The organism is Micromonospora sp. NPDC050397 (genome assembly GCF_044901685.1).
GTDB lineage: Bacteria > Actinomycetota > Actinomycetes > Mycobacteriales > Micromonosporaceae > Micromonospora_G.
The window spans coordinates 148,222-170,954 of the sequence record NZ_JBJDPS010000001.1 but is presented as its reverse complement, the minus strand read 5'-3'; the positions used below and the strand labels follow the sequence as shown (position 1 = coordinate 170,954).

Annotated in this window: 21 protein-coding genes; 14 read left to right on the top strand and 7 right to left on the bottom strand. The window is 68.8% G+C overall.

The window, feature by feature from the left end; all coding sequences use genetic code 11:
• Positions 1 to 107: 107 nt before the first annotated feature.
• On the bottom strand, positions 108 to 338 hold the full coding sequence (locus ACI2K4_RS00685; protein WP_404507685.1) for an SDR family NAD(P)-dependent oxidoreductase: 231 nt from the start codon (positions 336 to 338) through the stop codon (positions 108 to 110).
• A 166-nt stretch (positions 339 to 504) separates the two neighbouring features.
• A complete protein-coding gene (locus ACI2K4_RS00680) occupies positions 505 to 1,239 on the bottom strand; it encodes an alpha/beta fold hydrolase (protein ID WP_404507684.1) in 735 nt (244 codons plus the stop codon).
• Between the two features lie 555 nt (positions 1,240 to 1,794).
• Here ACI2K4_RS00680 and ACI2K4_RS00675 point away from each other — a divergent pair.
• Both ACI2K4_RS00675 and ACI2K4_RS00670 read left to right on the top strand, forming a co-directional pair.
• Entirely contained in the window at positions 1,795 to 2,676 is an 882-nt protein-coding gene (locus ACI2K4_RS00675; RefSeq protein ID WP_404507683.1) for an LLM class flavin-dependent oxidoreductase, read from the top strand.
• Between the two features lie 117 nt (positions 2,677 to 2,793).
• On the top strand, positions 2,794 to 3,078 hold the full coding sequence (locus tag ACI2K4_RS00670) for an antibiotic biosynthesis monooxygenase (protein ID WP_404507681.1): 285 nt from the start codon (positions 2,794 to 2,796) through the stop codon (positions 3,076 to 3,078).
• Between the two features lie 189 nt (positions 3,079 to 3,267).
• Here the strand turns inward: ACI2K4_RS00670 and ACI2K4_RS00665 are convergent, their stop codons facing one another.
• Positions 3,268 to 3,912, bottom strand: coding sequence for a hypothetical protein (locus ACI2K4_RS00665; protein ID WP_404507680.1), 645 nt, complete (start codon positions 3,910 to 3,912; stop codon positions 3,268 to 3,270).
• Positions 3,913 to 4,120: 208 nt separating this feature from the next.
• Between ACI2K4_RS00665 and ACI2K4_RS00660 the strand changes: the two genes are divergently transcribed.
• From ACI2K4_RS00660 to ACI2K4_RS00650, 3 genes are all read left to right on the top strand, one after another.
• Positions 4,121 to 5,122 (top strand): hypothetical protein, encoded by a 1,002-nt coding sequence (locus ACI2K4_RS00660; protein ID WP_404507679.1) that lies wholly within the window; start codon positions 4,121 to 4,123, stop codon positions 5,120 to 5,122.
• 66 nt (positions 5,123 to 5,188) lie between these two features.
• The gene (locus tag ACI2K4_RS00655) at positions 5,189 to 5,746 is read left to right on the top strand and encodes a DUF3592 domain-containing protein (protein ID WP_404507677.1); all 558 of its coding nucleotides are present in this window, start codon (positions 5,189 to 5,191) and stop codon (positions 5,744 to 5,746) included.
• Positions 5,747 to 6,027: 281 nt separating this feature from the next.
• On the top strand, positions 6,028 to 7,218 hold the full coding sequence (locus tag ACI2K4_RS00650) for a peptidase inhibitor family I36 protein (RefSeq protein ID WP_404507676.1): 1,191 nt from the start codon (positions 6,028 to 6,030) through the stop codon (positions 7,216 to 7,218).
• A 162-nt stretch (positions 7,219 to 7,380) separates the two neighbouring features.
• On the opposite strand, the gene ACI2K4_RS00645 is transcribed toward ACI2K4_RS00650, so the two are convergent.
• On the bottom strand, positions 7,381 to 8,373 hold the full coding sequence (locus ACI2K4_RS00645) for an NBR1-Ig-like domain-containing protein (RefSeq protein WP_404507675.1): 993 nt from the start codon (positions 8,371 to 8,373) through the stop codon (positions 7,381 to 7,383).
• A gap of 428 nt (positions 8,374 to 8,801) precedes the next feature.
• On the opposite strand from ACI2K4_RS00645, the gene ACI2K4_RS00640 reads away from it, so the two are divergent.
• From ACI2K4_RS00640 to ACI2K4_RS00630, 3 genes are all read left to right on the top strand, one after another.
• Positions 8,802 to 9,395: a TetR/AcrR family transcriptional regulator gene (locus tag ACI2K4_RS00640; RefSeq protein WP_404507674.1), complete on the top strand. Its 594-nt coding sequence runs from the start codon at positions 8,802 to 8,804 to the stop codon at positions 9,393 to 9,395.
• Positions 9,396 to 9,468: 73 nt separating this feature from the next.
• A complete protein-coding gene (locus ACI2K4_RS00635; RefSeq protein ID WP_404507673.1) occupies positions 9,469 to 10,977 on the top strand; it encodes an MFS transporter in 1,509 nt (502 codons plus the stop codon).
• Between the two features lie 244 nt (positions 10,978 to 11,221).
• Positions 11,222 to 13,342, top strand: coding sequence for a glycogen debranching N-terminal domain-containing protein (locus tag ACI2K4_RS00630; protein WP_404507672.1), 2,121 nt, complete (start codon positions 11,222 to 11,224; stop codon positions 13,340 to 13,342).
• A gap of 53 nt (positions 13,343 to 13,395) precedes the next feature.
• Here ACI2K4_RS00630 and ACI2K4_RS00625 read toward each other — a convergent pair whose 3' ends face one another.
• From ACI2K4_RS00625 to ACI2K4_RS00615, 3 genes are all read right to left on the bottom strand, one after another.
• Entirely contained in the window at positions 13,396 to 13,560 is a 165-nt protein-coding gene (locus ACI2K4_RS00625) for a hypothetical protein (protein WP_404507671.1), read from the bottom strand.
• Positions 13,561 to 13,869: 309 nt separating this feature from the next.
• Positions 13,870 to 15,228, bottom strand: a complete 1,359-nt coding sequence (locus ACI2K4_RS00620; RefSeq protein WP_404507670.1) for an MFS transporter — start codon at positions 15,226 to 15,228, stop codon at positions 13,870 to 13,872.
• A 137-nt stretch (positions 15,229 to 15,365) separates the two neighbouring features.
• The gene (locus ACI2K4_RS00615; protein WP_404507669.1) at positions 15,366 to 16,349 is read right to left on the bottom strand and encodes a hypothetical protein; all 984 of its coding nucleotides are present in this window, start codon (positions 16,347 to 16,349) and stop codon (positions 15,366 to 15,368) included.
• A 454-nt stretch (positions 16,350 to 16,803) separates the two neighbouring features.
• Between ACI2K4_RS00615 and ACI2K4_RS00610 the strand changes: the two genes are divergently transcribed.
• The 6 genes from ACI2K4_RS00610 to ACI2K4_RS00585 all read left to right on the top strand — a co-directional run bounded on the left by ACI2K4_RS00610 (position 16,804) and on the right by ACI2K4_RS00585 (position 22,613).
• On the top strand, positions 16,804 to 17,448 hold the full coding sequence (locus ACI2K4_RS00610) for a MinD/ParA family protein (RefSeq protein WP_404507668.1): 645 nt from the start codon (positions 16,804 to 16,806) through the stop codon (positions 17,446 to 17,448).
• A gap of 23 nt (positions 17,449 to 17,471) precedes the next feature.
• Complete coding sequence (locus tag ACI2K4_RS00605) at positions 17,472 to 17,780, top strand: hypothetical protein (protein WP_404507666.1); 309 nt, start codon at positions 17,472 to 17,474, stop codon at positions 17,778 to 17,780.
• Between the two features lie 120 nt (positions 17,781 to 17,900).
• The gene (locus tag ACI2K4_RS00600) at positions 17,901 to 18,542 is read left to right on the top strand and encodes a hypothetical protein (protein WP_404507665.1); all 642 of its coding nucleotides are present in this window, start codon (positions 17,901 to 17,903) and stop codon (positions 18,540 to 18,542) included.
• Positions 18,543 to 18,550: 8 nt separating this feature from the next.
• Positions 18,551 to 19,738 (top strand): hypothetical protein, encoded by a 1,188-nt coding sequence (locus ACI2K4_RS00595; protein WP_404507664.1) that lies wholly within the window; start codon positions 18,551 to 18,553, stop codon positions 19,736 to 19,738.
• The gene (locus tag ACI2K4_RS00590) at positions 19,735 to 21,270 is read left to right on the top strand and encodes an SCO6880 family protein (RefSeq protein ID WP_404507663.1); all 1,536 of its coding nucleotides are present in this window, start codon (positions 19,735 to 19,737) and stop codon (positions 21,268 to 21,270) included. Before ACI2K4_RS00595 ends, ACI2K4_RS00590 begins: the two co-directional genes overlap by 4 nt.
• Complete coding sequence (locus tag ACI2K4_RS00585) at positions 21,267 to 22,613, top strand: hypothetical protein (RefSeq protein ID WP_404507661.1); 1,347 nt, start codon at positions 21,267 to 21,269, stop codon at positions 22,611 to 22,613. Before ACI2K4_RS00590 ends, ACI2K4_RS00585 begins: the two co-directional genes overlap by 4 nt.
• Positions 22,614 to 22,733 lie beyond the last annotated feature (120 nt).

Genomic DNA, 22,733 nt, shown 5'->3' with positions numbered 1-22,733 from the left:
GTATCGCCATACCGGCGAAAGCGGCCAACTTCCGACCGACGAGTGTTAGGTAGAACACCCTCTGGTTCACGGCTCATGCCCGACGCGAACCCGCCGCCTCCAACACGTCAGAATTGGAGATCGCGACGATCGCCGAAAGAGATGGCCGCCCCGAGAAGAAGGGTCCGCCGGAAACTCGCGGCTTCGCCGAGTTCGGCAACCAGCTCGGCACCCTCGGATTCCCGCCGACCGGCGAGCACCACACGCGCGCCCTCATTGATGAATTGACGGGCGATGGCGGCCCCGATACCACTGGTCGCACCGGTGAGGACGGCTGTCTTTTCGTCCAGGGCTCCCACGCCTGCTCCTTCGTCATTCGTTTTCGAGACCTGGTGATCACGTTATACCGGCGCGACCGAATCTGATTTCAATTGTTCGATGGACAGCATGACCGCCCCGCCGTGCCGTCGACATTCTCCCGCCTCGGACAGCTAACCCCCCGGTCACCCGGCCGAAGTCCGGGAATCAGATCTTCGTCCCCGTAGCGTTACCGAGAATCGCGTTGGCCACGCCGTCAGGGTGGGTCAGCAGACCCTCGTGGGCACCGGGCACCATGATCGGGCTGAGGCCGATCCGGGCGGCGAACTCCGCACCGGGTCGGGGCATCGCCCGGTCGTCCTCGCCGAGCAGGTAGCGGGCGGGAATGCCGAGTTCGTCGACGCTCGGCACGGCGGGCGCGTCCAGGAGGTAGCCACCCGGCTGCGGGGTGAGCAGGTCCGCCACCAGACGCTGCATCTCCTCCGCGACACCGGGCATGAAGATGTTCCGGACGAAGTCCAGGGTCGGGTGGATCGCTCGGTCCGGCGACGCTTCGATCAGTCCGCGCAGGAACGCCGCCGCCTCCGGCGGGTCGTTGTCGATCATCGACTGGTTCGGTACTGGTACGTGCGCGTTGTAGTACACCACCTCGTCGACCTGGCCCCGAAGCTCGTACGCCACACCCGCCGTCGGGTAGCCGCCCCAACTGTGCGCGACCAGGGTCACCCGCCCCAGCCGTCGCTCACGGACCAGGCGTACGACGTGCTCCACCGCGTCCCGCAGTCGCCAACCGCTCGGGTCGTCGCCGTCACCCAACCCGGGCAGCGTCACCGGATACGCCGCGTGACCGGCCGCGCGCAGACGCTCGGCCACCGGTCGCCAGGACCAGCCACCGTGCCACGCGCCCGGTATCAGCACGTACGCCCTGCTCTCAGATCCCATGTCCCCGCTCCATCGCAAGAAGTTTGCAACCTTTGCCGCGTTCGCGGCTATCGGACGCAGAGTCCGACGACCGCAGAATCTACCCGCCGACGGAACGGCAGCCAACCAGGGCCGGACGGCACCGCCCGCGACCGGCGTCACGGACCGGCCGATCCGGCAATCCACGCCCCCTCGCCCGGGAACCATGTGACGGTTGGACCTACCGCTCGCGGAGTAACGCGGATCACCCCCCACTTGACCCGGCACACCACACCCTGTTAGTAATCTTATTGGACAGTCAAAAAGCTGGACTACTTTGGGGTCTGTTGTTTTGGGAATCACCGTTCGCCACTGCTCGACCACGCCCGCGACGACCGGTACGGGAACGTCGGACGTGATCGTTCCCGAGTCGCCGATCGAGGTGGCCGAGGCCGCCTCGCCCCTCGGACGGCGGCCCCGCCCCCTCCTCAGCGCGACGGACACGTCCCTCTCCGCGACGGACACGTCCCTTCCCGCGACCGGCGCGTCGCTGTCGCGCTCCACCGAACAGAGCCGCACCCACACCCTGGCGGAGTCATGACCATCCAATTCGGAGTCTCACTCGCCCCGACGTCCGACGTCGAGCACGGTTTCCGGCTCGCCGCGGCGGCCGAGCTCGCCGGTCTGGACCTGATCGGGGTGCAGGACCACCCGTACGTCTCGAGGTACGTCGACGCCTTCGTGTTCATCGGGCAGTTGCTCGCCCGTACCCACACCATCAGCGTGTTTCCCGACGTGACAAACCTGCCGCTGCGACCACCGGCGATGCTCGCCCTGACGGCGTCCTCGCTCGCGCGCGTCTCCGAGGGCCGGTTCGTGCTCGGTCTTGGCGCGGGCGGTTACTGGGACGCGATCACGTCGATGGGGGTGCCCCGGCGCACCCCCGCCGAAGGGCTCCGGGCGCTGGCCGAGGCGGTCGAGTTGATGCGGGAGCTGTGGGAGACCGGGCGCGAGGTGACCCGCGACGGTGAATTCGCCTCGGTGTCCGGGCTGGCCGGCCACGGACCGGCGGTACCCGTCTGGGTCGGGGCCCAGGGGCCGCACAGCTTCCGGCTCACCGGGCGGCTCGCCGACGGCTGGGCCGCGCCGATCCCGTCCTACCTGCCGTACGAGCGGTGGGCGCCGGCCAACGCGACCATCGATCGGGCGGCACAGGAGTCCGGCCGGTCGCCCGCGTCGGTGACGCGGGTCGCCCAGATCGTGGGCACGATCACCGACCACCCGCAGCGTCGTCCCGAACTCGTCGGCGCCGCACCGATCCGGGCCGACGTCAACGGCTGGGTGGAGGTGCTGGAACGGCTCGCTACCGAACAGCCGTTCACCACGTTTGTCCTCTGGCCGGAAACGGCCGACGAGAGGCAGATCCGCCGCTTCGGCGAGGAGGTCGCACCCATGCTGCGCGCACGGCTCGACCGGTAGACCCGCACCCGCGAAGCACGTCAACGTACGGACCCGGTAACCCCTCATCACAGTAGTCCGACCTCGGACGACCCGATTGTCGGACTCAGCTCGCAAGATCACGCACTGGAGGTTGTTGTGACCACCGTCGAACTCACCCGCTTCCGGGTCGACCCCACCCGCGAGGACGACCTGCTGAAGGCCCGACCCCGAATGGTGGCCGAGTTCCAGGCCGACCGTGCCGGCTTCGTCGAGGCGCGTCTCGTACGACTGCCGAACAACGAGTGGCTGGACATCGTGCTCTGGGAGACGCCCGAGGACTTCGCCGCGTCGAGGGCCAAGGGCGCCAACCTGCCCGGGATTGCGGCATTCTTCGACGCGATCGACGCGCTCGTCAGCGCCGAGGAGGGAACCTCGGTCTGAACTCCCGGGGCCGATCGAAGGCTGCGGACGACGACGGAGACGGCTCCAGGGGCACCACCCGTGGGGCCGTGTCCACCCGTGCTAACCGCACCCGAGCGTCAGCGGCAACGCCGAGTGGCCGAGACAGGTGTTCCCACCGACCTCGGCCCCTCTCTCCGCCACGGCACCGGGCCGGCGTGGCGCCCCGGGTCAGCGTCGCCGCAGCCTGACGCCGAGGTCATGGCCCAGGTAGATCTCGAGGAAGCCGGGCAGTCCACCGGCCGCGGCGGCCTTCGCGAACGCGTCCGCGTAGCGCGGATCGGCCGACTCGGTCAGCATGACGATCCGCCAGGTGTTGAGCGGCTCGTCCTCGGTGCCGCTCACGCCGTGCTCGACGTGGAACAGCGGCTGGTACGGATCGGCACGCAGGGTCTCGCCGCGCGGACCGGTGATCCGGTCCCGGCCCAGGAAGATGACCCGTCGGGCGGCGGAGTCGGTGAACACGTCCTCGAGGACCCGGCCCCGCTCGTCGCTCAGCCACGCCCTCTGGATCGAGGAGCGCAGGTGGCGCCGGCCGTCCGGCAGGTCGGTGGCCGCCCACGACTCGCCCTCGCTGGCCACGTACGGGATGTAGGTGAGCGGGTCCCACGCCTTCCGCACCTCCATGTCCCACACCTGGGTACCGGTCATCCGAGTCTGTGGGGTGGCCTCGTACTGCTCGGCGAGCGTCCGGTTGACGTCAACCGGCGGCAGTTCCACCGATGTCGTACGCGGGTCGCCCCAGGCCGCTTCGAACTCGGCGACGGCCGCCGCGATGGTTGGTTCGGTGGACTGGGCGGACTCGTACCCGCTCATGACGCCTCCTGCTGTGCGATCCGACTGCTGTGTGGTCCAACACGGGTCAGATTAGTCCAAAAGCTGGACTGTCCAACGTGTGAACTATCACAGCCCGGACCATCTCGTGACACCACCCGACCAACAGGCCCGGACACCACCTGATGCTGCGGCACTCGTTGACCAGACGTACGAAAGAGGCCGGACCGCACGCCGAGAGAGGAGCGACATGCGCGTGATCATCAAGGGGCTCGTCGTACTCGCGGCCCTGGCAGCGCTGACCGCCTGCGAAGGCCAGGGCGAGGTCGCCGGGCCAGCCGCCGACGACTCACGGGCACTGCCACAGACAAGGCCGAGCGGTACGCCAGCCGTCAACGCGACGTGGACCTCCTGCGAGACCGACGCCCCGATGACGGTCGGCGAGCCACCGTCGGATGCGCTCATCCTCCCGCTCCTCGGCACCGGGTTCGCGGCCACGGTCGCCGTCCACTGTCAACTCGAACCGAAGCGACGCGCTGACCAGGGTGAGGACCTGGTCCTCAGCGAAGGCCGTACGACCGATCTGACCTCGCTGCTCGCCGCGCTACGGCTACCCGACGAGACTGCTGTTCCCGACATGTGCCCCCTGGCCATGCCCTGGGTACCGAACCTGCTCCTGCTCGACGCCCAGGGACGCTGGGTCCGGCCGGGCCTGCCGACAACCGGCTGCGGCAAGGTACGCGCCGAGGCGGAAACCGCTGTGCGTGCCCTGCGGCTGACCACGGTCAGCGAGAAAGTCGTACGGGAAATCACGTCATCGGGGGCCGCCATCTCCGGCTGCAACCAGGATTGGAAGGACATGGTGGCGATCGGAACCGGCGACCCGGGAAGTCGTGTCCGTCCGGGCCCGGTATCGCTTCCGTTCGAGTCCACGACGCCCCTACGCCTGTGCGTGTTCGGGGTGCCGGTCAGTCGACAGGGCGCACCAGACGTCTTCGGCACATTCGAATACGGTCTGCTCCTTCCAGAGCAGCGACGCGAGGATGTCGTGCGGACGTTGCTGTCGATGCCACCGGCACGGGAATGCTCCGGCGCCGCGGACCGGTTCGCCGTGCTGCGGGCCGGCAACAACAGCGGCGGTGAGGTCTACGTCGAGCTTGACCACTGCCGCCGGATCCTGACAACACCGCTGTCCGGCCCGTCGCTCCTGGCCCAGGCTGACGACACACTCGTCGAACTACTCGTCGAGTAGCCGGCCTGGCTCGCTTGCGGCCCGGTACTAACCTCCGGCCTGATTCGGGCCAGAGGGGCGGCGACCGTGGGACAGCGCAAGTGGAAGCGGAGGCGGCGGGCGGCCGAGCGCGACGCCGCGGAGCAGGAGCGCGGCCGGCGACACGCCGCAATCATCGGGCTGGTCGCGGTGGTGTTCGGGCTGACCTGGGCCGGCATCACCGGCGGCTACAAGTGGCACCTCTCCTCGAAGGCCGAGCGGCTGCGGGCCGAGGGGGTGCCGGTCAACGCGGTGGTCACCGAACGGCGGGACACCACCGGGCGCGGTGGCGGTACGGACACCGTCCAGGTGCACTACACCTACCGGGGTGAGCCGTACAGCAAGCGGATCCTCTGCGCCGGCTCATTCGGCTGCGACCGGACCCCACCGCGCGAAGTGGTGCTGCGGGTGGATCCGGCAAAACCGGCCGAGTTCGTCACCTCGAACGGGGTCACCGACGACTCGGTCTTCTTCTTCAACTCGACCGCCGGCATTCCGTTCGGGCTGTCGGTGGCGACGGCCGGGGGCGCGCTGGCGGTGCTTGTCCAGTGGGGTGATCGGCTGGAGGCCCGGTTCGGACGGGGCCGCCGACCCGGGAGCGGATAGCTGGTCCGCGATACCGGGCTGGACCAGTGACCCCTCCCCCGCACGCACCGACCTGCCCGCACCTGCGGAAACGTTTGGCCAAATGACCAAAGCGAATGTTTGGTCATTGCATCGTGGGGTTGGCCGAAACTCGCCGCTAGTGTCCCTCCTGCCGAGACCGGGCTCCCCCGACGTGTGGGATTCCGGGGCGGAATCGTCTCTCCGAAGAGGCGGTCGGTGCCTTCATCACCGGATTCCGCGCAGATCAGGAAGGGCGCGCAGTGTTAAAGAGATTCGCTTTCGTGGCGCTGATAGGTGCGCTGATCAGCGCATTCTTCGGCACGGTCCCCGCCTACGCGGCGACGGCTCGTGACGGGGTTTGTGAGACGGGCGAGTTCTGCCTGTACTACAACAGCAACCACCAGGGCTCGGTGTCGGACTTCGCGACATCGATCTCTGACTACGGCGACAGCCAGCCGACCTGCTACGACTTCAAGAGCGCCGGCAACGGTCAGGGCCTGTGCGTGAAGAACAACGCGGCAGCGGCGTGGAACCGCACCGACAGGTCGGTCACGGTGTTCTTCAACAGCGGGTACGGCGGCGCCAGCCAGACGATCGGGGCGGGCGGCAAGGTCAACCTCAACGCGGGCATCAAGAACGAGAACGCCTCCCACCGGTTCGGCTCCCCGTCGGCCGATCGTGACGGCGTGTGCCACGACGACGAGTTCTGCCTGTACTACAACAGCAACCACGAGGGCTCGGTCTCCGACTTCTCGACGTCGGTCTCGAACTACGGCGACAGCCAGCCGACCTGCTACGAGTTCAAGGGCGCGGGCAACGGCCAGGGCCTGTGCGTGAAGAACAACGCCGCGTCGGTGTGGAACCGCACCAGCCAGTCGGTGACCGTGTTCTACAACAGCGGGTACGGTGGCGCCAGCCAGACGATCGCGGCGGGCGGCAAGGTCAACCTCAACGCGGGCATCAAGAACGAGAACGCCTCCCACCGGATCGGCGGAAGCAGTGGTGGCGGCGGTGGCGGTGGGGGCGGCGACGACCCGGGTCCGTACCCGGTACCGCCGTCCAACCCGTACCCGTCGGCGACCAGCCGGGCGCCCAGCGCGACCGAGCGCACCCAATTCGTCGACAACCAGATCGCGAACCTGACGGGCGAAACCCACTGCTGGGTGGGCGACTACCGCAGCTACGAGCCCTCGACGAGCAACCACAACACCGGTAACGCCCTGGACTGCACGATCTCGAACGCGATCGGCTCCTACCCCAACGCCGCGCAGGAGGCGCAGGGCTGGAAGTTGGCCCGCTGGCTACAGAAGTACGCCACCGAGCTGGACGTCCGGTACGTCATCTGGGACGGCATGATCTGGAGCGTCGCCCGCTCGTCCGAGGGCTGGCGCACGTACACCGCCGGGTCCGGCGTGACCGGTGGTCACTACGACCACGTGCACGTCTCGATGCAGAACCCTCACGGCGACTGATCGGTACGGCACACCAGACCCCCGGACGGTTGGGCCCGTGAGTTGACGTGCCCTGGTCGGCCCGGGTCGGGATCAAAGGGCAGCGAAGCTCCGCCGGGTGAAGGAGTCCGACGACTCCTCACGGGGCTTCGCTGCCCATCTCGTACGGCTCCTCGGCGCGAATTATCTCTCCTGGACGGTCACGTCGAGGAAGATCGGATTCTTGTCAGGGAAGAGCAGCCGCCGCGAGGCGTCGGTCGCCTTCCAGTAGATCTTGCAGTGGGCAGGTGTGGGGCTTGCCGTGACCTGCACCGTGATCCGCACCGACTCGCCAGGATCAGTGGTCGGAATGGGCACCATGGCGGGCGCCGAGCACTCGGTGGTGTTCATCCGGGTCAGGTAACGGCCTTCCCACCGGACGTGCCCGGTGTTGCGAAGCTGCCACACCTTCGTGAACACCTGGGAAGGAGCCACCACGGTGCCGTCCGGGATGGTGATGTCGCCCTCGAAGGCGGCGTCGTCGAGGTGAGCGTTGTCGACCGTCGACTCCGGTACCGGCTCGGCAGACGGCGCGAAGGACCAACCGACCACCAGTCCGACGCTGGCGATCGCGACCAGGGCCACGACGACGGCCGCGATCAACTGGGTGAAAGTCAGCCGGATAACGGGTCTGGGAGAGGTCTCCGCCTGCCGGACTGCGGAGCCCGCCTCGGGCGCCCCGCGCGCTACGGGCGCCTGGGGAGGCTCGGGCGCCCGAGGAGGTTCGGACGTCTGGGGAGGCTCGGACGACGGCTCGGGAGGTTCGCCGACGCCGTCTGGTTCGACGGCACCGGCGGCCTTCCAGCGAGCCCACCATTCGCGTCTGGTGTCCTCCAGGTCGGCGCCGAGCGTGTCGACGGCCAGGACCCGGACGAACTCCCAGGTCGTCTCCCAGCTCGGGAGTGCGGTTCCGCGAGTCGCCGCGGAGAGGGACGACCGTGAGACCGCGGCGCCGAGCCTGGTACGCATAGCGGCGTACGACGGGTCGCCGGCACGGCGCTTGAGATCCCACAGTTCGCGGGCGAACGCCGCGACCGGGCCACGGTCCGGGTTCGGCGGTGTCGCCTTCCTGCCCCGGCGGCTCGCGTCCTCGTTCTCCGTCTCGTCCACCGAAGCGTCCGGGAGGTCGCCCAACACCCCTTGCTCCTTGCGTTCTCGGCCATCGGTGATGGCACGGCGGCGCCGGATAGCCCACGTCCTCGGCCAGGGATCATCGGACGAGTCCTCTCCCTGGCGGTCTCCGGCTGCCGTCATCCCACCAACCAAGGCCCACGGGCCTGCCCTGCGCGCAGAGCGGATCGGCGCGCGGCGATTTTACCAGCGGGCGTCACCGGCCCGTCGTCCTCAGTGGAGCCTGCGGATGACCCGGGTGCCGCCGTCTTCTCACCGACAAAACCGCTGGCAGGCGGTCCACCACGACCGTCGCCGTTCGAACGGGTCACGCCACGGCCAACCGTTCCGTGGCCCCTGCGGCCCACCTGGACGGCGTCGGCGCGCCGAGATGGCGAGGAGGCCGGCAATGCCGTACTGTACGAAACGGTTTCGTTTCGTTTGATGGGAGTCACATGGTCGAGGCGGTTGAGCGTGCCAGGCGGCTTGGCAGCGAGCGGGAGCAGGCGATCCTCCGCGCCACCTACGAGTTGCTCGCCGAGACAGGCTTCGAAGGGCTTCGGATGGACGCGGTGGCCGCTCGCGCCCACGCCAGCAAGGCAACCCTCTACCGACACTGGCCGACCAAGGCCGAGCTGGTCACCGACGCTGTTCGCGCGTGCAAGGCCGCCGACGGGCCCCTGCCCGACACCGGGACACTCCACGGCGACCTGGTGGCCTGGTTCTGGGACATCACCAGGATCATCATCAGCGAGGAGGGTCCGCTCCTGGCCGGCGTGGCCACGGCCCTGCAGCACGACAGCGAGTTCGCCGTACAGATGCGTCAGATGCGCGAGTCCAGGGTTCCGCTCGCGGAGATCATCTGCGAACGGGCGCTGGCACGGGGCGAACTGACCCCCGGCTACGACGCTCGGCTGATCGACGAAATCGTCCCCGCCCTGGTCTTCATGCGCCGGTTCGCCCTCGGCGAGCCCGTGGACGAAGCCTTCATCGATCACCTCGTCGACGACATAATCCTGCCGCTGCTGACCCGCGAGCCCCGGCCCTAGACCCCGCTTCCGCCCAGCAACACCCAGGTCGACGACCTGGGTGCACCCTTGTGTGCCCAAAAGGAGATGCTCCGTGTACATCGAGACCTCTGACGTCGCAACATCGCCGGATATTTCACGAGATTCCGGGCGGTCGCGCCGCTGGCTGACGCTGGCCGTCATCGGGCTGGCTCAGCTACTGCTCGTGCTGGACGCCACGATCGTCAGCATCGCCCTGCCCACCGCCCAGGCCGACCTGCACATCACCGACACCGACCGGCAGTGGCTGCTCACCGCGTACACCCTGACGTTCGGCGGCTTCCTGCTCCTGGGCGGTCGCATCGCCGACTTCACCGGGCGCAGGCGGGCCCTCATCGTCGGCCTGATCGGTTTTGCCGCCGCGTCCGCGCTCGGCGGCCTGGCGACCAACGCCATCACGCTCTTCGCCGCCCGCGCGCTGCAGGGCGCATTCGGTGCGCTCATGGCGCCCGCGGCACTCGCCCTGCTCTCGGTCACCTTCACCGAGGCGAAGGAGCGGGCGCGCGCATTCGGCATCTGGGGCGCCATCCTTGGTGGGGGTAGCGCGCTGGGCCTGCTCCTCGGAGGCATCCTGACCCAATACGCCTCGTGGCGCTGGACGCTGCTGATCGGCACCCCGATCGCGATCGTCGCGGCGATCGCCGCCGGCCGGCTCATCCCCGAAAGCCGTGCCGAGGGCAACACCCGCTACGACCTGCCCGGCGCCCTGACCTCCACGGCCGGTCTCGTCGCGCTGGTGTACGGCTTCACGAGGGCAGGCGAGGACGGCTGGCTGTCGCCGGTCACCATCGGCTGGCTGGCCGGGGCCGTCCTGTTGCTGGTCGCGTTCGTGGCGGTCGAGTCGCGCAGTGCGCACCCACTGCTCCCGATGCGGGTCATCCTCGACCGCAACCGCGCCGGAGCGTACGTCGCGGCCCTGTTGATCGGTGCCGGCACCCTCGGTGTCTTCCTCTTCCTCGCGCTCTACATGCAGCTCACCCTCGGTTACTCGGCTCTGATGACCGGCGTCGCGTTCCTGCCGTTCACCGTCTTCATCGCCGCCGGTGCCACCTTCGCGACCCAGATGCAGAGCCGCGTCGGACCGCGCTTCCTGATCAGCGGCGGCCTCCTGGTGACCGCCGTCGGCATCGCGCTGCTCACGCTGCTCCGGGTCGCCAGCGGCTTCTGGACGCACGTCCTGCCGGCCCAGCTCGTCATCAGCTTCGGCATGGGCGTCACGTTCGCGCTGATGTCCAACATGGCTCTCGTCGGTGTCGGCAACCACGATGCCGGCGTGGCGAGCGCCTTGGTCAACACCAGCCAGCAGATCGGCGCCTCACTCGGAACGGCGCTGCTGAGCACCATCTTCACCGCCGCCGTCACCCGTTACCTGACCGACCACGGCGGCGAAGCCACCGACGCCGATCAGATGCGCGAACTTCAGGGGGTGGCCACGGTCCACGGCTACGGGGTGACGTTCTGGGTGGGCGCGGCGGTGACCGCCCTGGCAGCGGGCATCGTCCTCCTTCTCGTCCGAGCCGGCCGTGAGGACATCTCCGCGAGCGAGGCACCGCCGGCGCTCTGACCGCCTGTTCCGCTCGACCGGTGTGGTCCCGCCCGATGCCGGACCACACCGGTCCAATCCCCTTCGCGCGTCGCCGCGCCCCTGCCGACCGCACCGACCAGAGCACGGCGAGGCGGTTCGAGCACTCACGCCACCCCGGTAAGGTTACGGTGAGTAGCGACCTACCCACTGTCCCGATCACCCTTACCCGGTCGCGAGGTGTGCTGTGGCGAAGGAGGCTCCTCGGCCGACCCCGGCCAATCCGATGCCTCTGGTGGCGCGTGCCGGTGACGTACCGGCTGAGACAGGCCGAAACCTGCCCCCGGAGCTGGGGCCGGACGCGGTTGACGTACTCGAAAGCCGCACCTTCATGTCCTCCAACGCCGCAGGGGACATACCCGCCGGCTCGATCGGAGGGCTGGTGCACGACGACACCCGCTTCCTGAACCGATGGGAGGTTACGGTCTCCGGGGCGCCGCTGCTCGTCCTGCGCTCGGGTAAGGTCGAGGACTACTCGGCCGCGTTCTTCCTGACCAATCCCGAGCTTCCCGGTCTCCAGGCCAACACCATCGGGGTCCGCCGACAACGATTCATCGGCAGTGGCCTGCACGAACGCATCGAACTCCAGTCGTTCGCCGGGGAACCGGTCTCGATCCAGCTCCGGCTGGCGGTGGGCACCGATTTCGCGGACCTGTTCGAGATCAAGGATGTGGTTCGGGATCGCTCCCACCAAATCACCCGGTCACACGCTCCGGACGGGTCGCAGCTCGACTTCACCTACCGCAACGACACCTTCGAGGCCCGTACGCTGGTCCTGACGGAACCACCGGCCGATCAGGTGGACGGTGACGCACTGGTGTGGGAACTGCACCTCGCGCCCAACCAGGAATGGAGATGCGACCTGCGGGTCCCCCTCCGCTACGACCAGACAGATGTCGCGGCGGAAAGGCGAAACTTCGGCGAGGCCTTCGACATCGACCAGGACGACTTCCTCGCCCGATGGCAGAACGTCAAACCCGCCTTGCAGACCGACTCTGCCCTGCTCGGCGAGGTGTACCACAAGTCGACCCTGGACCTGACGGCACTGCGGGCGGAGATCCGGCTGAAGCACGAGACCCTCGTACTGCTGTCGGCCGGGCTGCCATGGTTCCTCACCCTCTTCGGCCGGGACACACTGATCACCGCGTACCAGACCATGGGTGGCGGACCGGACCTGGCGCGAGGCGCGCTACTCGCCCTGGCCAAGTACCAGTCCACCGTCTTCGACGACTTCACCGACCAGGAACCCGGCAAGATCCTGCACGAATACCGCTCCGGCGAGCTGACTCAGCTCGGCCTCAAACCCCACAACCCCTACTACGGCACGGCCGACGCCACCCAACTCTGGCTGATCCTGCTCTCCGAGTACTGGCGCTGGACCGGCGACGACCAGTTCGTACGGAATCTCCGCGACAACGCGTACGCCGCCCTGCGCTGGATCGACGAACACGGTGACCGGAACAACGACGGCTACGTCGACTACGCCACCCGTTCGTCGCAGGGACTCGGCAACCAATGCTGGCGCGACTCCTGGGACGGGATCCTGTTCTCGAGTGGTGCCATGCCGGTCCTCCCCATTGCCACCTGCGAGATCCAGGGCTACACCTACGACGCCAAGCTTCGCCTCGCGGAGCTGGCCGACGGTCCGCTCGACGACCCCACACTCGCCCAGCGACTCCGGACCGAAGCCGCGGAGCTACGCGCCAGGTTCAACCACGACTTCTGGATCGACGACCGGGGCGGGTACTACGCCCTCGGGCTCGACGGCGACAGCCGGCGGATCGACACCATGACGTCCAACATGGGCCAGCTTCTCTGGAGCGGCATCGTTCCCGCCGAGCGGGCCGCCGTCGTCGCCGGCCACCTCATGTCCGACCACCTCTTCTCCGGCTGGGGCGTCCGCACCACTTCCACCGACGACCGCGCGTACAACCCCATCGGCTACCACCGGGGCACCGTCTGGCCGCACGACAACTCACTCATCGCCCACGGTCTGGCCCGGTACGGATTCCGCGAGGAAGCCAACCGGATCATCCTGGCCATGCTCGAAGCGTCGCGGTCCTCCGCGTATCGGCTGCCCGAGGCGTTCTCCGGCTACGACCGATCGTTCGGGCGCGCCCCCGTCCCCTACCCGACCGCGTGCAATCCACAAGCCTGGGCCAGCGCGGCTCCCATTCTCTTCATCCGCACCATGCTCGGCACGGAGCCCAGGAACCGTCAACTCACCCTCGACCCCAAGATCCCGCCCGAGATCGGACGGATCCGGATGACAAACGTGTCGGCGTTCGACACACGATGGGAAATCGAGGCGACCACAACCAACTCATACGTCCGCTTGGCCGACTGAGGACGTGATCCGCGCACGCGTGTGGTCGGGCGGCGTGGTGGGCGCGGTTCAGCTCAGCGTTCCCGTGGCGGCGCCACCAGTCCGATGGCGGCCACGACGATCATCGCCAGCGCGGCCAGGAGCCCTACCACCGGCACGACCGCCACACCGTCGCTCGCCAACTGATACCCGGTCGACACCACCAGGAGCAGCCCGGCGAGGAGGTACAGACAGCTCATGGACCGGGTTCTGGGGACGAAGGTAAGCCGGTTCCCACTCATACGCGCACCTCTCACGATCCTCAACGCGGGCATTACCGAACGCTTCCGGTCCGGCGTACGCATCGCCCCGGCTCGGACACTCTCGTCACAGACAACGGCGAAGCTGCGACCAGGGTTCACCGGGTGGTCCTCCTCGCCTCCGGCTACCCACAGGTGCCAAATCACGGGGGCACAAAAAGGCCACCGGTCAAGTGGCATTCCAGTGTTCCTACACTCGCCCGGCCTACTGTTCGAAACCAAGGAGAGCGCGGGTCGGATTCCCATGCGTCACCGAAATCCCCGACGGTACGTAATGGTCCGACCACGTCTCCGGAAGCGGCCCGGTTCGCAATGCAGCGGACCGGGCCGCACCGTGTCGGCTCGCTTCGTCCTGGCCGCCACGGCGCCGTAGAGGATCAGCCCCGCGGCGGTCAGGACCGAGCCCGCCCACACGGTTGACAGAGTCCCCCAACCGAGCCCGAGCACAACAGCGCCACCGGTCGCGCCGAGTGAGCTGGCGAGATCGAGGGCAACCAGGTTGAGGGCGCCCATCAGGCTGGGCGCGTCGGGACCGAGCCTGGTCAGCAGCACCTGGGCGGTGGGTAGGGCGTACATCAAGCTCGCGCCGACACCGAACAGTGCCGGCAGGAGGATGAGGATGTTGCTGCCGGTGAGGCCGATCGCCACGAGATGCACCAGGGCGTTGCTGTACCCGAAGATCATGGGACGGTTGCCGTACCGGTCGGCGGCAGGGCCACCGTGGTAGTTGCCGAAGGCCATGCCGAGACCGAAGACGGCGAGGGCTACGGGGATCAACGAGGCGCTCGCGCCCGCCGCGTCGGTGACGAGCGGTCCGATGAACGTGTAGACGGCAAAGAGGCTGGCGGAGCCGAGCGCGGCGACCCCGACCATCAGCCGGACGTCGAGCCGGCGCAGGGGGCCGAGTTCAGGCGCCACGCGGCCAACGCGAAGGTCGTCGGTACGCGGGAGCCACGCCAGCAGCGCCGCACCGGCCAGCAGGCCCACGACGACCACCGCCCAGTAGGTGACCCGCCATCCGGCGTGCTGGCCGACAAGGGTCCCGAGCGGCGCCCCGATGACAGTGGCGACGGTGAGACCGCTCATCACCGTGCCGAACGCCCTTCCGCCCTCGCCAGGACCGTAGACGTACGCCGCGACACCCGCACCGGCGCCGATGAAGGCGCCTTGCACACTGCCCGTGACGAACCGGGAGACGATGAGCACCGCGATGTTCGGGGCCAGGGCGGAGAGCACGTTGCCGATCAGGAACAGCCCGATCGCGCCGAGCAGCACGGTACGCCGGCTGGCTCGGGCCGCGCGCAGCGTTGTCGCGAGCAAGCCGGTGACGGCACCGAGCGCATCGCCGGTTATCGCGTACGCCGCGACCGGTACGGAGACGTCCATGCCGGACGCGAGGAGCTGAATCACGCCACTGCTGGCGAACTCGCCGGTGCCGATGGCGAAGGTGCCCAGGGCGAGCGCGAGGAGGGTCAGTCCCTTCCGGGGAGTGGGTGGTGCGGCGGCCGGGTGTCGGCCTTGCTCGGCGGCACACTGGGCCTCGTACGCCTTGGTGTGCATGCCCACCCGAGCTAGAACCCGGTAGGTACCGCTTCCTGGAGTAGCCATCGCACCCGTTCCTCGAGGAGACACCCGGCGGCCAGATCATGGCGGCGGCCAGTTGACAACTTCTGGAAACCGAGCTGTGGACCACTCGGGGTCGGATGCTGCTTCGAACGCCCCGGTGGTCGCCGAGGCCGGCTGATTCAGTAGACAGAGATGTGGACGTGGTTGGTGTGCCAACCGGACGGGTCGTTGCCGCCGAACGGATTGTTGTACGCCTGCCAGCCCTGGCCCGGAGTCCAGATGCGACGGAACCAGATGACGTACATGACGCCCAGGCGGTCGGCGTTCGAGATCGCCCAACTCGCGAGCATGTCTCCCTGAGCTCGCTGGGCGTCACGCGCCTCCCCACCTGATGTCACCATGAAATCGCAGGCTCGCCCCCTGGGATGCTCGCCGTGGTCGTCGACGCGCCAGCAGCCTGGCTCCGGATAACCCGCGGCTCGGGCGGCCCTGACCATGTGGTCGGTCCTGGGGGTCACGCACCCTCGGCCGGTGGTCGGGTCGGGGCGTACGCCGCAGGCTTCGGGAGGCCAGGATCCGTCCGGGTTGCGCGGCGCGGGGTCCACGGTGCCGGTGGTGAGGGACACGTTGGCACAGTCGAGTTCCTCGCCGCCCAGTTCACGTACGGCGCTGATCGCCGTGGCGGTGTGTTTCCGGTAGGCGTCGGGAAAGGCGCTTCGCTGCACGGTCTGCGCGACGACCGTGAGCTCCAGGGTCCGCCAGCCGCCCACTTCCACCAGTGCCGCGTAGAACGACCCGACCGCGTGGCGCGCATCGTTGACCTGTGCCCGGGTGCCCCATGCCGGTGGTGTCTGTTGGAAGATGCCCGAGGAGCCGAACGCGTCGGGATCGGGGTGCGCGTGCAAGGCGCTTTCCTGCGCGGCCGTGGCGATGGCGATCGCCCAGCCACGAGAGGGTATCGCCCGTTCCCGGCCCACGTCGATAATCAGTTGTGCATTCGCCCGCTGTTCGGGATCCAGGTCCCAGGGCGTGCCTTCCGGCGTGAGGCAATCCGCCGCGCCTACCGTGACGGCGGGGGCGGCGGTTTGCATGACGGCGATGAGAACGACCGGGGCGAGCACGGTGATTACCGCGCCCACGACCAGCATTGCACCGCGCTTCATGCTCGCACCCACAGCGCGTGGACCACGGGCGTTTTGGTCATTGGTGATGCCACAGTTCGTGGACTGTACACCGCGTGTGCGGCATGCCGGGAAGTCCTTGGTGCGGGCGCTTTCGCCGTCGTGAACCGCGAACGGCCGGGCGCCGTTGCTCTATCGAGGCGACCGTGTGCTCGGTCCGCGCGGGCCCAGGAGGAGCGATATGAGACGACGTACGGCGGAGCTCTTCCCCAATGCGCAGCGTGCCCGGCACTACGGAATCCCACCACCGGGACCCGCATCCACTGCCACGCCTGTGCCGCCACCGTCCGGGCCTCCCGTGCCCGACGGCCAAACAACCCCGTTGTCGACGATTGGCCGCGACATTCCGACGCGGATTGTCCCGCCCGCTCCGTCAGCCAATATTGGGACGCTCCGGTCCGAGGTACGCCGTCCACTTCACGGCGGCCCGCAGATCATGGTGACGAATCCGCAGAGTGGCACCGGAAAGACCGTGGTCTCGCTCACGTTGGCGGCCACGTTCGGGCGGCTGCGAAAGGTGCCCGTGCTGGCCTGGGACCTGAGCGGGACGCACCGGACCCGGGGCGGGTCGGCGGACCCGCCGGACGCCGACTTCGACGTCCTCTCGGCCGATGACCTGCTCGCTGCCCGGCTCACCAGCTCGAAGAGCTACGTTTCGCTGAGCAGACGTCTGGCGCAGGACTACGACGTACTCCTGCTGGACACGGGGAACGACGTGACCGCGCCGGGCTGGCGAGCCGCCTCGAGCATCGCGGACCACCTGGTGGTTCCGACCACCCTTCGCCCCGAAGGCGTCGACGCCGGGCTCCGGACGCTCAAGTACCTCGCGCCCCTGAACCTCTCCTCGGCGGCCCGATCGGCGATCGCCGTGATCTGTTGCACCGATCCGGATACCGGTTCCGACACCGTCGAGCGAATTGCCGAGCGTTACCGCCCATACGTACGCGACGTCGTGGTCATCCCGTTCGACGAGTCACTGCGCGGCGGCGAGACGGTCGCGTACGACGAACTCGGCGCCCCGGCCCAGGGTGCCTACCTCGAACTGGCCGCCGCCGTGGTGCGGGCCTCACACACCGACTGATCAATCGTCCAAGGAAACGGAAGATGTTTCAGAATCTCACCCGCGACAAGATCACCAACCCGTTGGAGGGGGTGACTCCGGACCTGGGAATCCTCGGTCCGGCATTCGGGCAGACCTGGATCCGGGTTGCGGGCGCCGTCTGGGCTCTTCTCATCGCCGCCTCGGTCTTCTACCTCGCCGCCGCCTTCCTCTCCATGGCGCAGGCCAAGCGGCTCGGCAACGCCCACCTGGTCACCGACGCGACCGGTGACGTGAAGATACGCGCGGCCGCCTTGGCGGGCCTGGTCGGACTTCCGGTGATCGTCGGCGCGATCATCACGGTGGTTGGCTGACGCGTGCGTACCTTCACCACGATCTCTGTCTGCCTCGTCACCGCCGGGCTGGCGACATTGCTGTTTGTTCTCCGCCCGGCCCAGCATCCCGGGCACGGGTCGCCGGCTGCCACGTCGCGCGTGGACTCCGCACCGGTGGGAATCGACCACCCCGAGCCGACCTTCGTACCCGTCGGCGACGTCGCGGCCGGTTCCGGTTCGACCCGGTCCGGTCCAGCGGGCGTACCGCTGGGCTTCGCCCACTCCACCGGCGGCGCCGTCGCCGCGAGCACGGCATGGTTGACCGTGATCGAGGGCAGCGGGGTGTTCGACGTGACACGGCGACTCGCCGTGCTGTCGGCGATCGGCGATCAGCGGTTCGCGACCGCCGCCTCGGAGCGCATCGCGGCCCGCCTCGTCGCGCTCGGCCTTCCACCGACCGGTACGCCACAGTTCGGGTACGTGGCCGCGGTCGTCCGACCCGAACTCGGTGCCTATCGCGTGCTGGCGAGCACCCCGGACACCGCGACCGTGCAGATCTGGTACCCGTACCAGCTCGCCGTGCTCGAGGCCGGCGTCCAGCCGAGTGTCGCCGCCCGGTGGATGCGCGCCGGAATCACCCTGCGCTGGGACACGAACAGCCAGGACTGGCGGCTCACCTCGGACCTCGCCCTCAGCGACGGTCCGGACCCGGGAGCGCAACGGCCGTCCTCGGAGAGCCGCGCGCGTGCGTTGGGTCCGTACGGATCGGGCTGGCACACCTATGCCGAGGCCCGACGGTGAACCTCGGGATGTCGACGGCCGCGTCCGTCGTGGGCGTGGGCACGCCCTCGTTCGACGCCGCGATGACCGACGCGACCGCGTTCTTCGCGCGGAGTCTCTCCTCCTTCCTGGGCACCACCCTCGCCGAGCTGTCGGGCATCACGTCACCGGACATCGCCTCCAGTCAGTTCCTGTCGACGTACGCGGCGGGTTCGGGCATTGCCATGTTTGTCCTCGTCGTCACTCTCGCGCGGCTGTTCTACCGCACCTCGGCGGGCGAGATGAGCGGGCAGGCACTGGCGCACTCGTTGTGGGGGTGGGCGCCGGGCGCGATGATGCTCGTTCTCTTCGGGCCGGCTCTGGGACAGCTCACCGTGCAACTGATCGACGCCGCGACCGAGAGCATCGTCACGTACTTCGGTAGTGATCTGGGCTCGCTGCCGGACCGGTTGGCGTCCATGGTCGTCATCGACGACCCGGGCGAGCTTCCCGGCGGCCCGATCGTCGCCCTATTGATCATGGCCGTCGCCTTCGTCGGGGTGGGCGGACTGGTCGGCGGGCTGGTCATGCAGACCCTGGTGCTGTACCTGACGGGTGCCGTCATGGCGATCGCCTTTGTCGCGATGATCGATCCGGCGACGCGTGGCCGCGCCGCGCGGTTGCCGTCGACCTGGCTCGGGCTGCTACTCGCCAAGCCGCTGCTGTTCTTCCTGATCGGCGCGTTTGCCCGGATCAGCGGCCCGTCGGTCGAGGCCGACGCGCAGGGCTGGGAACTCCTGATGCCCGCGCTGCTGGGCGCGCTGGCCCTGCTCTTCGTGGGCCTCGCGCCCTGGTCCCTGGTGAGGGCCACGCTCCCGCAGCCGCGAAGTGATCGGTCGGCCAGGGGGCGCCGCGCCGACTCGGTCGGGGCGTCTGGTGGCAGTTCGACCATGATGCAGTTGTCTTACCGTCGGATGCACGGCTACGTCGCGCGGCAGGCCAGCGTGGGGGTGGCACCGACGGCTCCCGCCGCACAGCCGGAGAGGTCACGAGCGGCGGTGTTTCGTCCCGGCGTGACGAGGCACGACGCCACCGCGCGGGACAGGGGCCGGGACGACGGGCCCGCGGGCCGCGAGCAGGCGGTGGATGCCACTTCGCTGGCGGCCTTCGGCGAACAGGCCATCGACAACGCGCCGCCGGCCACACCCGTACTCGTACGTCACGGGGAGCCGCGGTGACCGAGATTCGTACGTCCCGCCTGGGTGGCGAGCTACGCCGCCGGACACTCTTCGGCGGCTCCCGGAGCCGGGCGGGCAATCTGATCCTCGGCTGCGGCCTCGCGATGGCCCTGCTCTTCGCGGTGATCGTCGGCGGCTTGGTCGGGATCGGGTCAGCGCTGCTGCTGTTCACCGCGTTGATCACACTCACCCGGCAGAACCCGGTCACCGGGCGGTCGCCGGGGCGCGATCTCGCGCTGGCGGTGCGGTGGCAGATCCGGCAGGGACGAGGCGAAACCACGCTGCTGCCGCTGCACCTGGCTCAGCCGGTCGCCGCTCCGGGCAACCGGCGGCAACGGCGCGAGGTCCGTGCCTGGGCTCGGTCGATCCGCACGGAGGCGCCCGGGCTGGAGGGTGTCGCGTGGCTGAGCGTCGCTGGCCAGGACGGGACCGTCCTGCTGCACCATCCGCCCGGCGAGCCGGCGTACCTCTCGGTGGCCATCGAGGTGGACGGGCAGGCGCCGGGGTTACGCACCGACCGCGACTACGACCAGGCCGCAGCCGCGTACGGGCGCCTCCTCGGCCGCCTGGCCCGGGAGAACGGATTGATAAGCGGGATCCAGTCGGTGACCCGCATCATGCCGCTCGACTCGGCCGCGCACGAGCAGTGGGCGGCCAGCCATGTTGACCCGGATGCCCCGGAACCACTGCTCAGCTCCTACGCCGAACTCGTCCAGATGACCGCCGGAGCGGCCGAGATGGTACGGCATTATCTGGCGATCCGGCTGCCGTTGACGGCCGGGTACGCGAAGGAGGCCGCCGCGTCCGGGCCGGGCGAGGAGGGCATGGCCCGCCTGGCGATCGTCCAGGCGCGCTGGGTCGCCTCCCTTGCCGCGTACGCCGGCCTGCTCAATCCGCGAATTCTCTCCGCTCACCACCTGGCAGCACTGTTCCGGCACCTGCAGAACCCCGATTTTCCCCTGGACCAGACGGTCGACGTCTCCCCCACCACGTGGCTACGTGCCCAGCGGGCGGAGCGACACGCGGCCGTTGTCGACGACCGCTGGTGGCACCGGGTGGCGGCGATTCCGCGTTCGGCGGTGACGGCCGAGCCGGTCGGCACGCGTTGGATCGCGCCGCTGCTGTACGGCATGACCGCGCCCGTGCACCGCACGATCAGCCTGAGCGTGGCCGTCGAACCGGCGGCGCTGGCACGTCGACAGGCCCGGCAGGATCTGACGTTGGACCTGGGGCAGAACGAGGAGAGCGCGCGGCGCGGCGCGGTGGACGACGGCAGTCAGGCGGTCCAGATGTCGGCCTCGGCCCAGCGGCTCGCCGACCTGCAACCGGGCTCGGGAATCCATGGCGCCCGCTGGGCTGGCTGGGTCGCGGTCAGCGCGCCGAGTCAGGCCGAGGTGATGCGGGCGGCTACCCGGATCGGCGATGCCGCCGACGAGTGTGGCATCGCCCAGCTCGATTGGCTCACCTGCCGTCACGACGAGGGCATGCCCGCTACCTGGCCGGTGTGGAGAGGGATGGAGACCAGCACGTGACGACCGATCTTCCACCTCGGGCCTGGCGTTGGCGGCGTTCGTCGTTGCTCGGGCGGCTCGGGCTCTACGCTCCGCGCACGGCGGGCATCCCGAGTACCACCCGACAGGCCGAGGTTCTGTGCACGGCTATCTCCGCCCCACCGACGCGGGTGGAAGGGCTGGTGAACGGCATCGACCTGACCACCGGGCAGCCGGTCTACCACGATCCCTTCACGGCGTACGAGAAGAAGATTGTCTCCTCGCCGAATGTCGTCGTGCTCGGCGATCTCGGCAAGGGCAAGTCGAGTCTGCTGAAGACCGTGTTCGTGGTGCGGCAGCTGACCTTCGGCAAACGTCGCGCGGTCGTGGCTGATCGCAAGGATCAGGGTGGCGAGGGCGAGTTCAGCGAAATCTGCCGCCAGCTCGGCGGCAAGCCCATCCGCTTCGAGTTGGGCGGCGCCGGCAGCCGGCTCAATCTGCTCGACCCGGTGATCAACGTGTCGGCCGCCTCGTCGACGCACCTGGCGGGGCAACTGCAACTGCTCCGCGCCGTGGTGCAGACGGCTTCGGGGCGGCCGGTCGACTCCTGGCAGGGGGCCGCACTCCGGGCCGCGCATCTCCGCGCCCTGCGGGTGGCCGAGGCGGACGGCCGGACGCCGGTGCTCGAGGACGTGGTACGGGCGCTCGGTGAGCCCCCACCGGCCGACACGTTCGGCGGGCTCGACACCCCGGGTGCTCGGCAGAGCTGGGCGGACGCGGCACTGACGATGCGGTTCGACCTCGAACGACTGCTCGGGGACGACCTGGCCGGACTCTTCGACGGTCCGACGTCGAAGGACGTGACGCTTTCGGAGCGGCTGACCTCGTTCGACCTCTCCCAGCTTCCTGCCGACGGGCCCGCGATTCCCCTGGTGATGACGGTACTGAACACCTGGTTGACGAACCTCCTGCGGCACGAGCGCGGTTGGCAGACCACCTTCGTGGCGGAAGAGGGCTGGCACCTGGCCGAGGGCGTCGGGGCGAAGATCTTTCAACGCAACAGCAAACTTTCCCGGGGCATCGGCCTGGCCAACGTCGTGGCCCTGCACCACGTGTCCGATATTCCGCCGGACTCGCCCGCGATCAGCATGCTTCAGGAGTCGGGAACCGTATATCTGTACGCCCAGGGCCGCGAGGCGGACGCGCGTCGGTGCGTCGAACTGTACTCGCTGCCTTCGCACCTGGTCGACGACCTGATGGCGTTGCCACAGGGCACCTGCCTCTTGAAAATCGACACGGGAGCGCCGATCGCCATGCAGCACTTGCGGTCGCGGTGGGAGACGGTGATCACCGACACGGACGCCGCCATGAGCCCGAGCCGCTGACGCCCGCACTCACCGTTCGAAGAGGCTGGAAGAACCACTCTGGATCGGAGTAGTGCATTCCTCAAGTAGATGTCCACTTGCCGGTATTTGACTGGTTCGGCGAGCTGAAGGTGCGGCTCG

What these genes read in the sequence shown, in the direction of transcription:
- ACI2K4_RS00630 (WP_404507672.1), top strand. Translation starts at nt 11,222, where the DNA reads ATGCCTCTGGTGGCGCGTGCCGGTGACGTACCGGCTGAGACAGGCCGA.
- ACI2K4_RS00605 (WP_404507666.1), top strand. Translation starts at nt 17,472, where the DNA reads ATGTTTCAGAATCTCACCCGCGACAAGATCACCAACCCGTTGGAGGGG.
- ACI2K4_RS00625 (WP_404507671.1), bottom strand. Translation starts at nt 13,560, where the DNA reads ATGAGCTGTCTGTACCTCCTCGCCGGGCTGCTCCTGGTGGTGTCGACC.
- ACI2K4_RS00615 (WP_404507669.1), bottom strand. Translation starts at nt 16,349, where the DNA reads ATGAAGCGCGGTGCAATGCTGGTCGTGGGCGCGGTAATCACCGTGCTC.
- ACI2K4_RS00640 (WP_404507674.1), top strand. Translation starts at nt 8,802, where the DNA reads ATGGTCGAGGCGGTTGAGCGTGCCAGGCGGCTTGGCAGCGAGCGGGAG.
- ACI2K4_RS00680 (WP_404507684.1), bottom strand. Translation starts at nt 1,239, where the DNA reads ATGGGATCTGAGAGCAGGGCGTACGTGCTGATACCGGGCGCGTGGCAC.
- ACI2K4_RS00660 (WP_404507679.1), top strand. Translation starts at nt 4,121, where the DNA reads ATGCGCGTGATCATCAAGGGGCTCGTCGTACTCGCGGCCCTGGCAGCG.
- ACI2K4_RS00610 (WP_404507668.1), top strand. Translation starts at nt 16,804, where the DNA reads ATGGTGACGAATCCGCAGAGTGGCACCGGAAAGACCGTGGTCTCGCTC.
- ACI2K4_RS00620 (WP_404507670.1), bottom strand. Translation starts at nt 15,228, where the DNA reads ATGGCTACTCCAGGAAGCGGTACCTACCGGGTTCTAGCTCGGGTGGGC.
- ACI2K4_RS00595 (WP_404507664.1), top strand. Translation starts at nt 18,551, where the DNA reads ATGTCGACGGCCGCGTCCGTCGTGGGCGTGGGCACGCCCTCGTTCGAC.
- ACI2K4_RS00675 (WP_404507683.1), top strand. Translation starts at nt 1,795, where the DNA reads ATGACCATCCAATTCGGAGTCTCACTCGCCCCGACGTCCGACGTCGAG.
- ACI2K4_RS00665 (WP_404507680.1), bottom strand. Translation starts at nt 3,912, where the DNA reads ATGAGCGGGTACGAGTCCGCCCAGTCCACCGAACCAACCATCGCGGCG.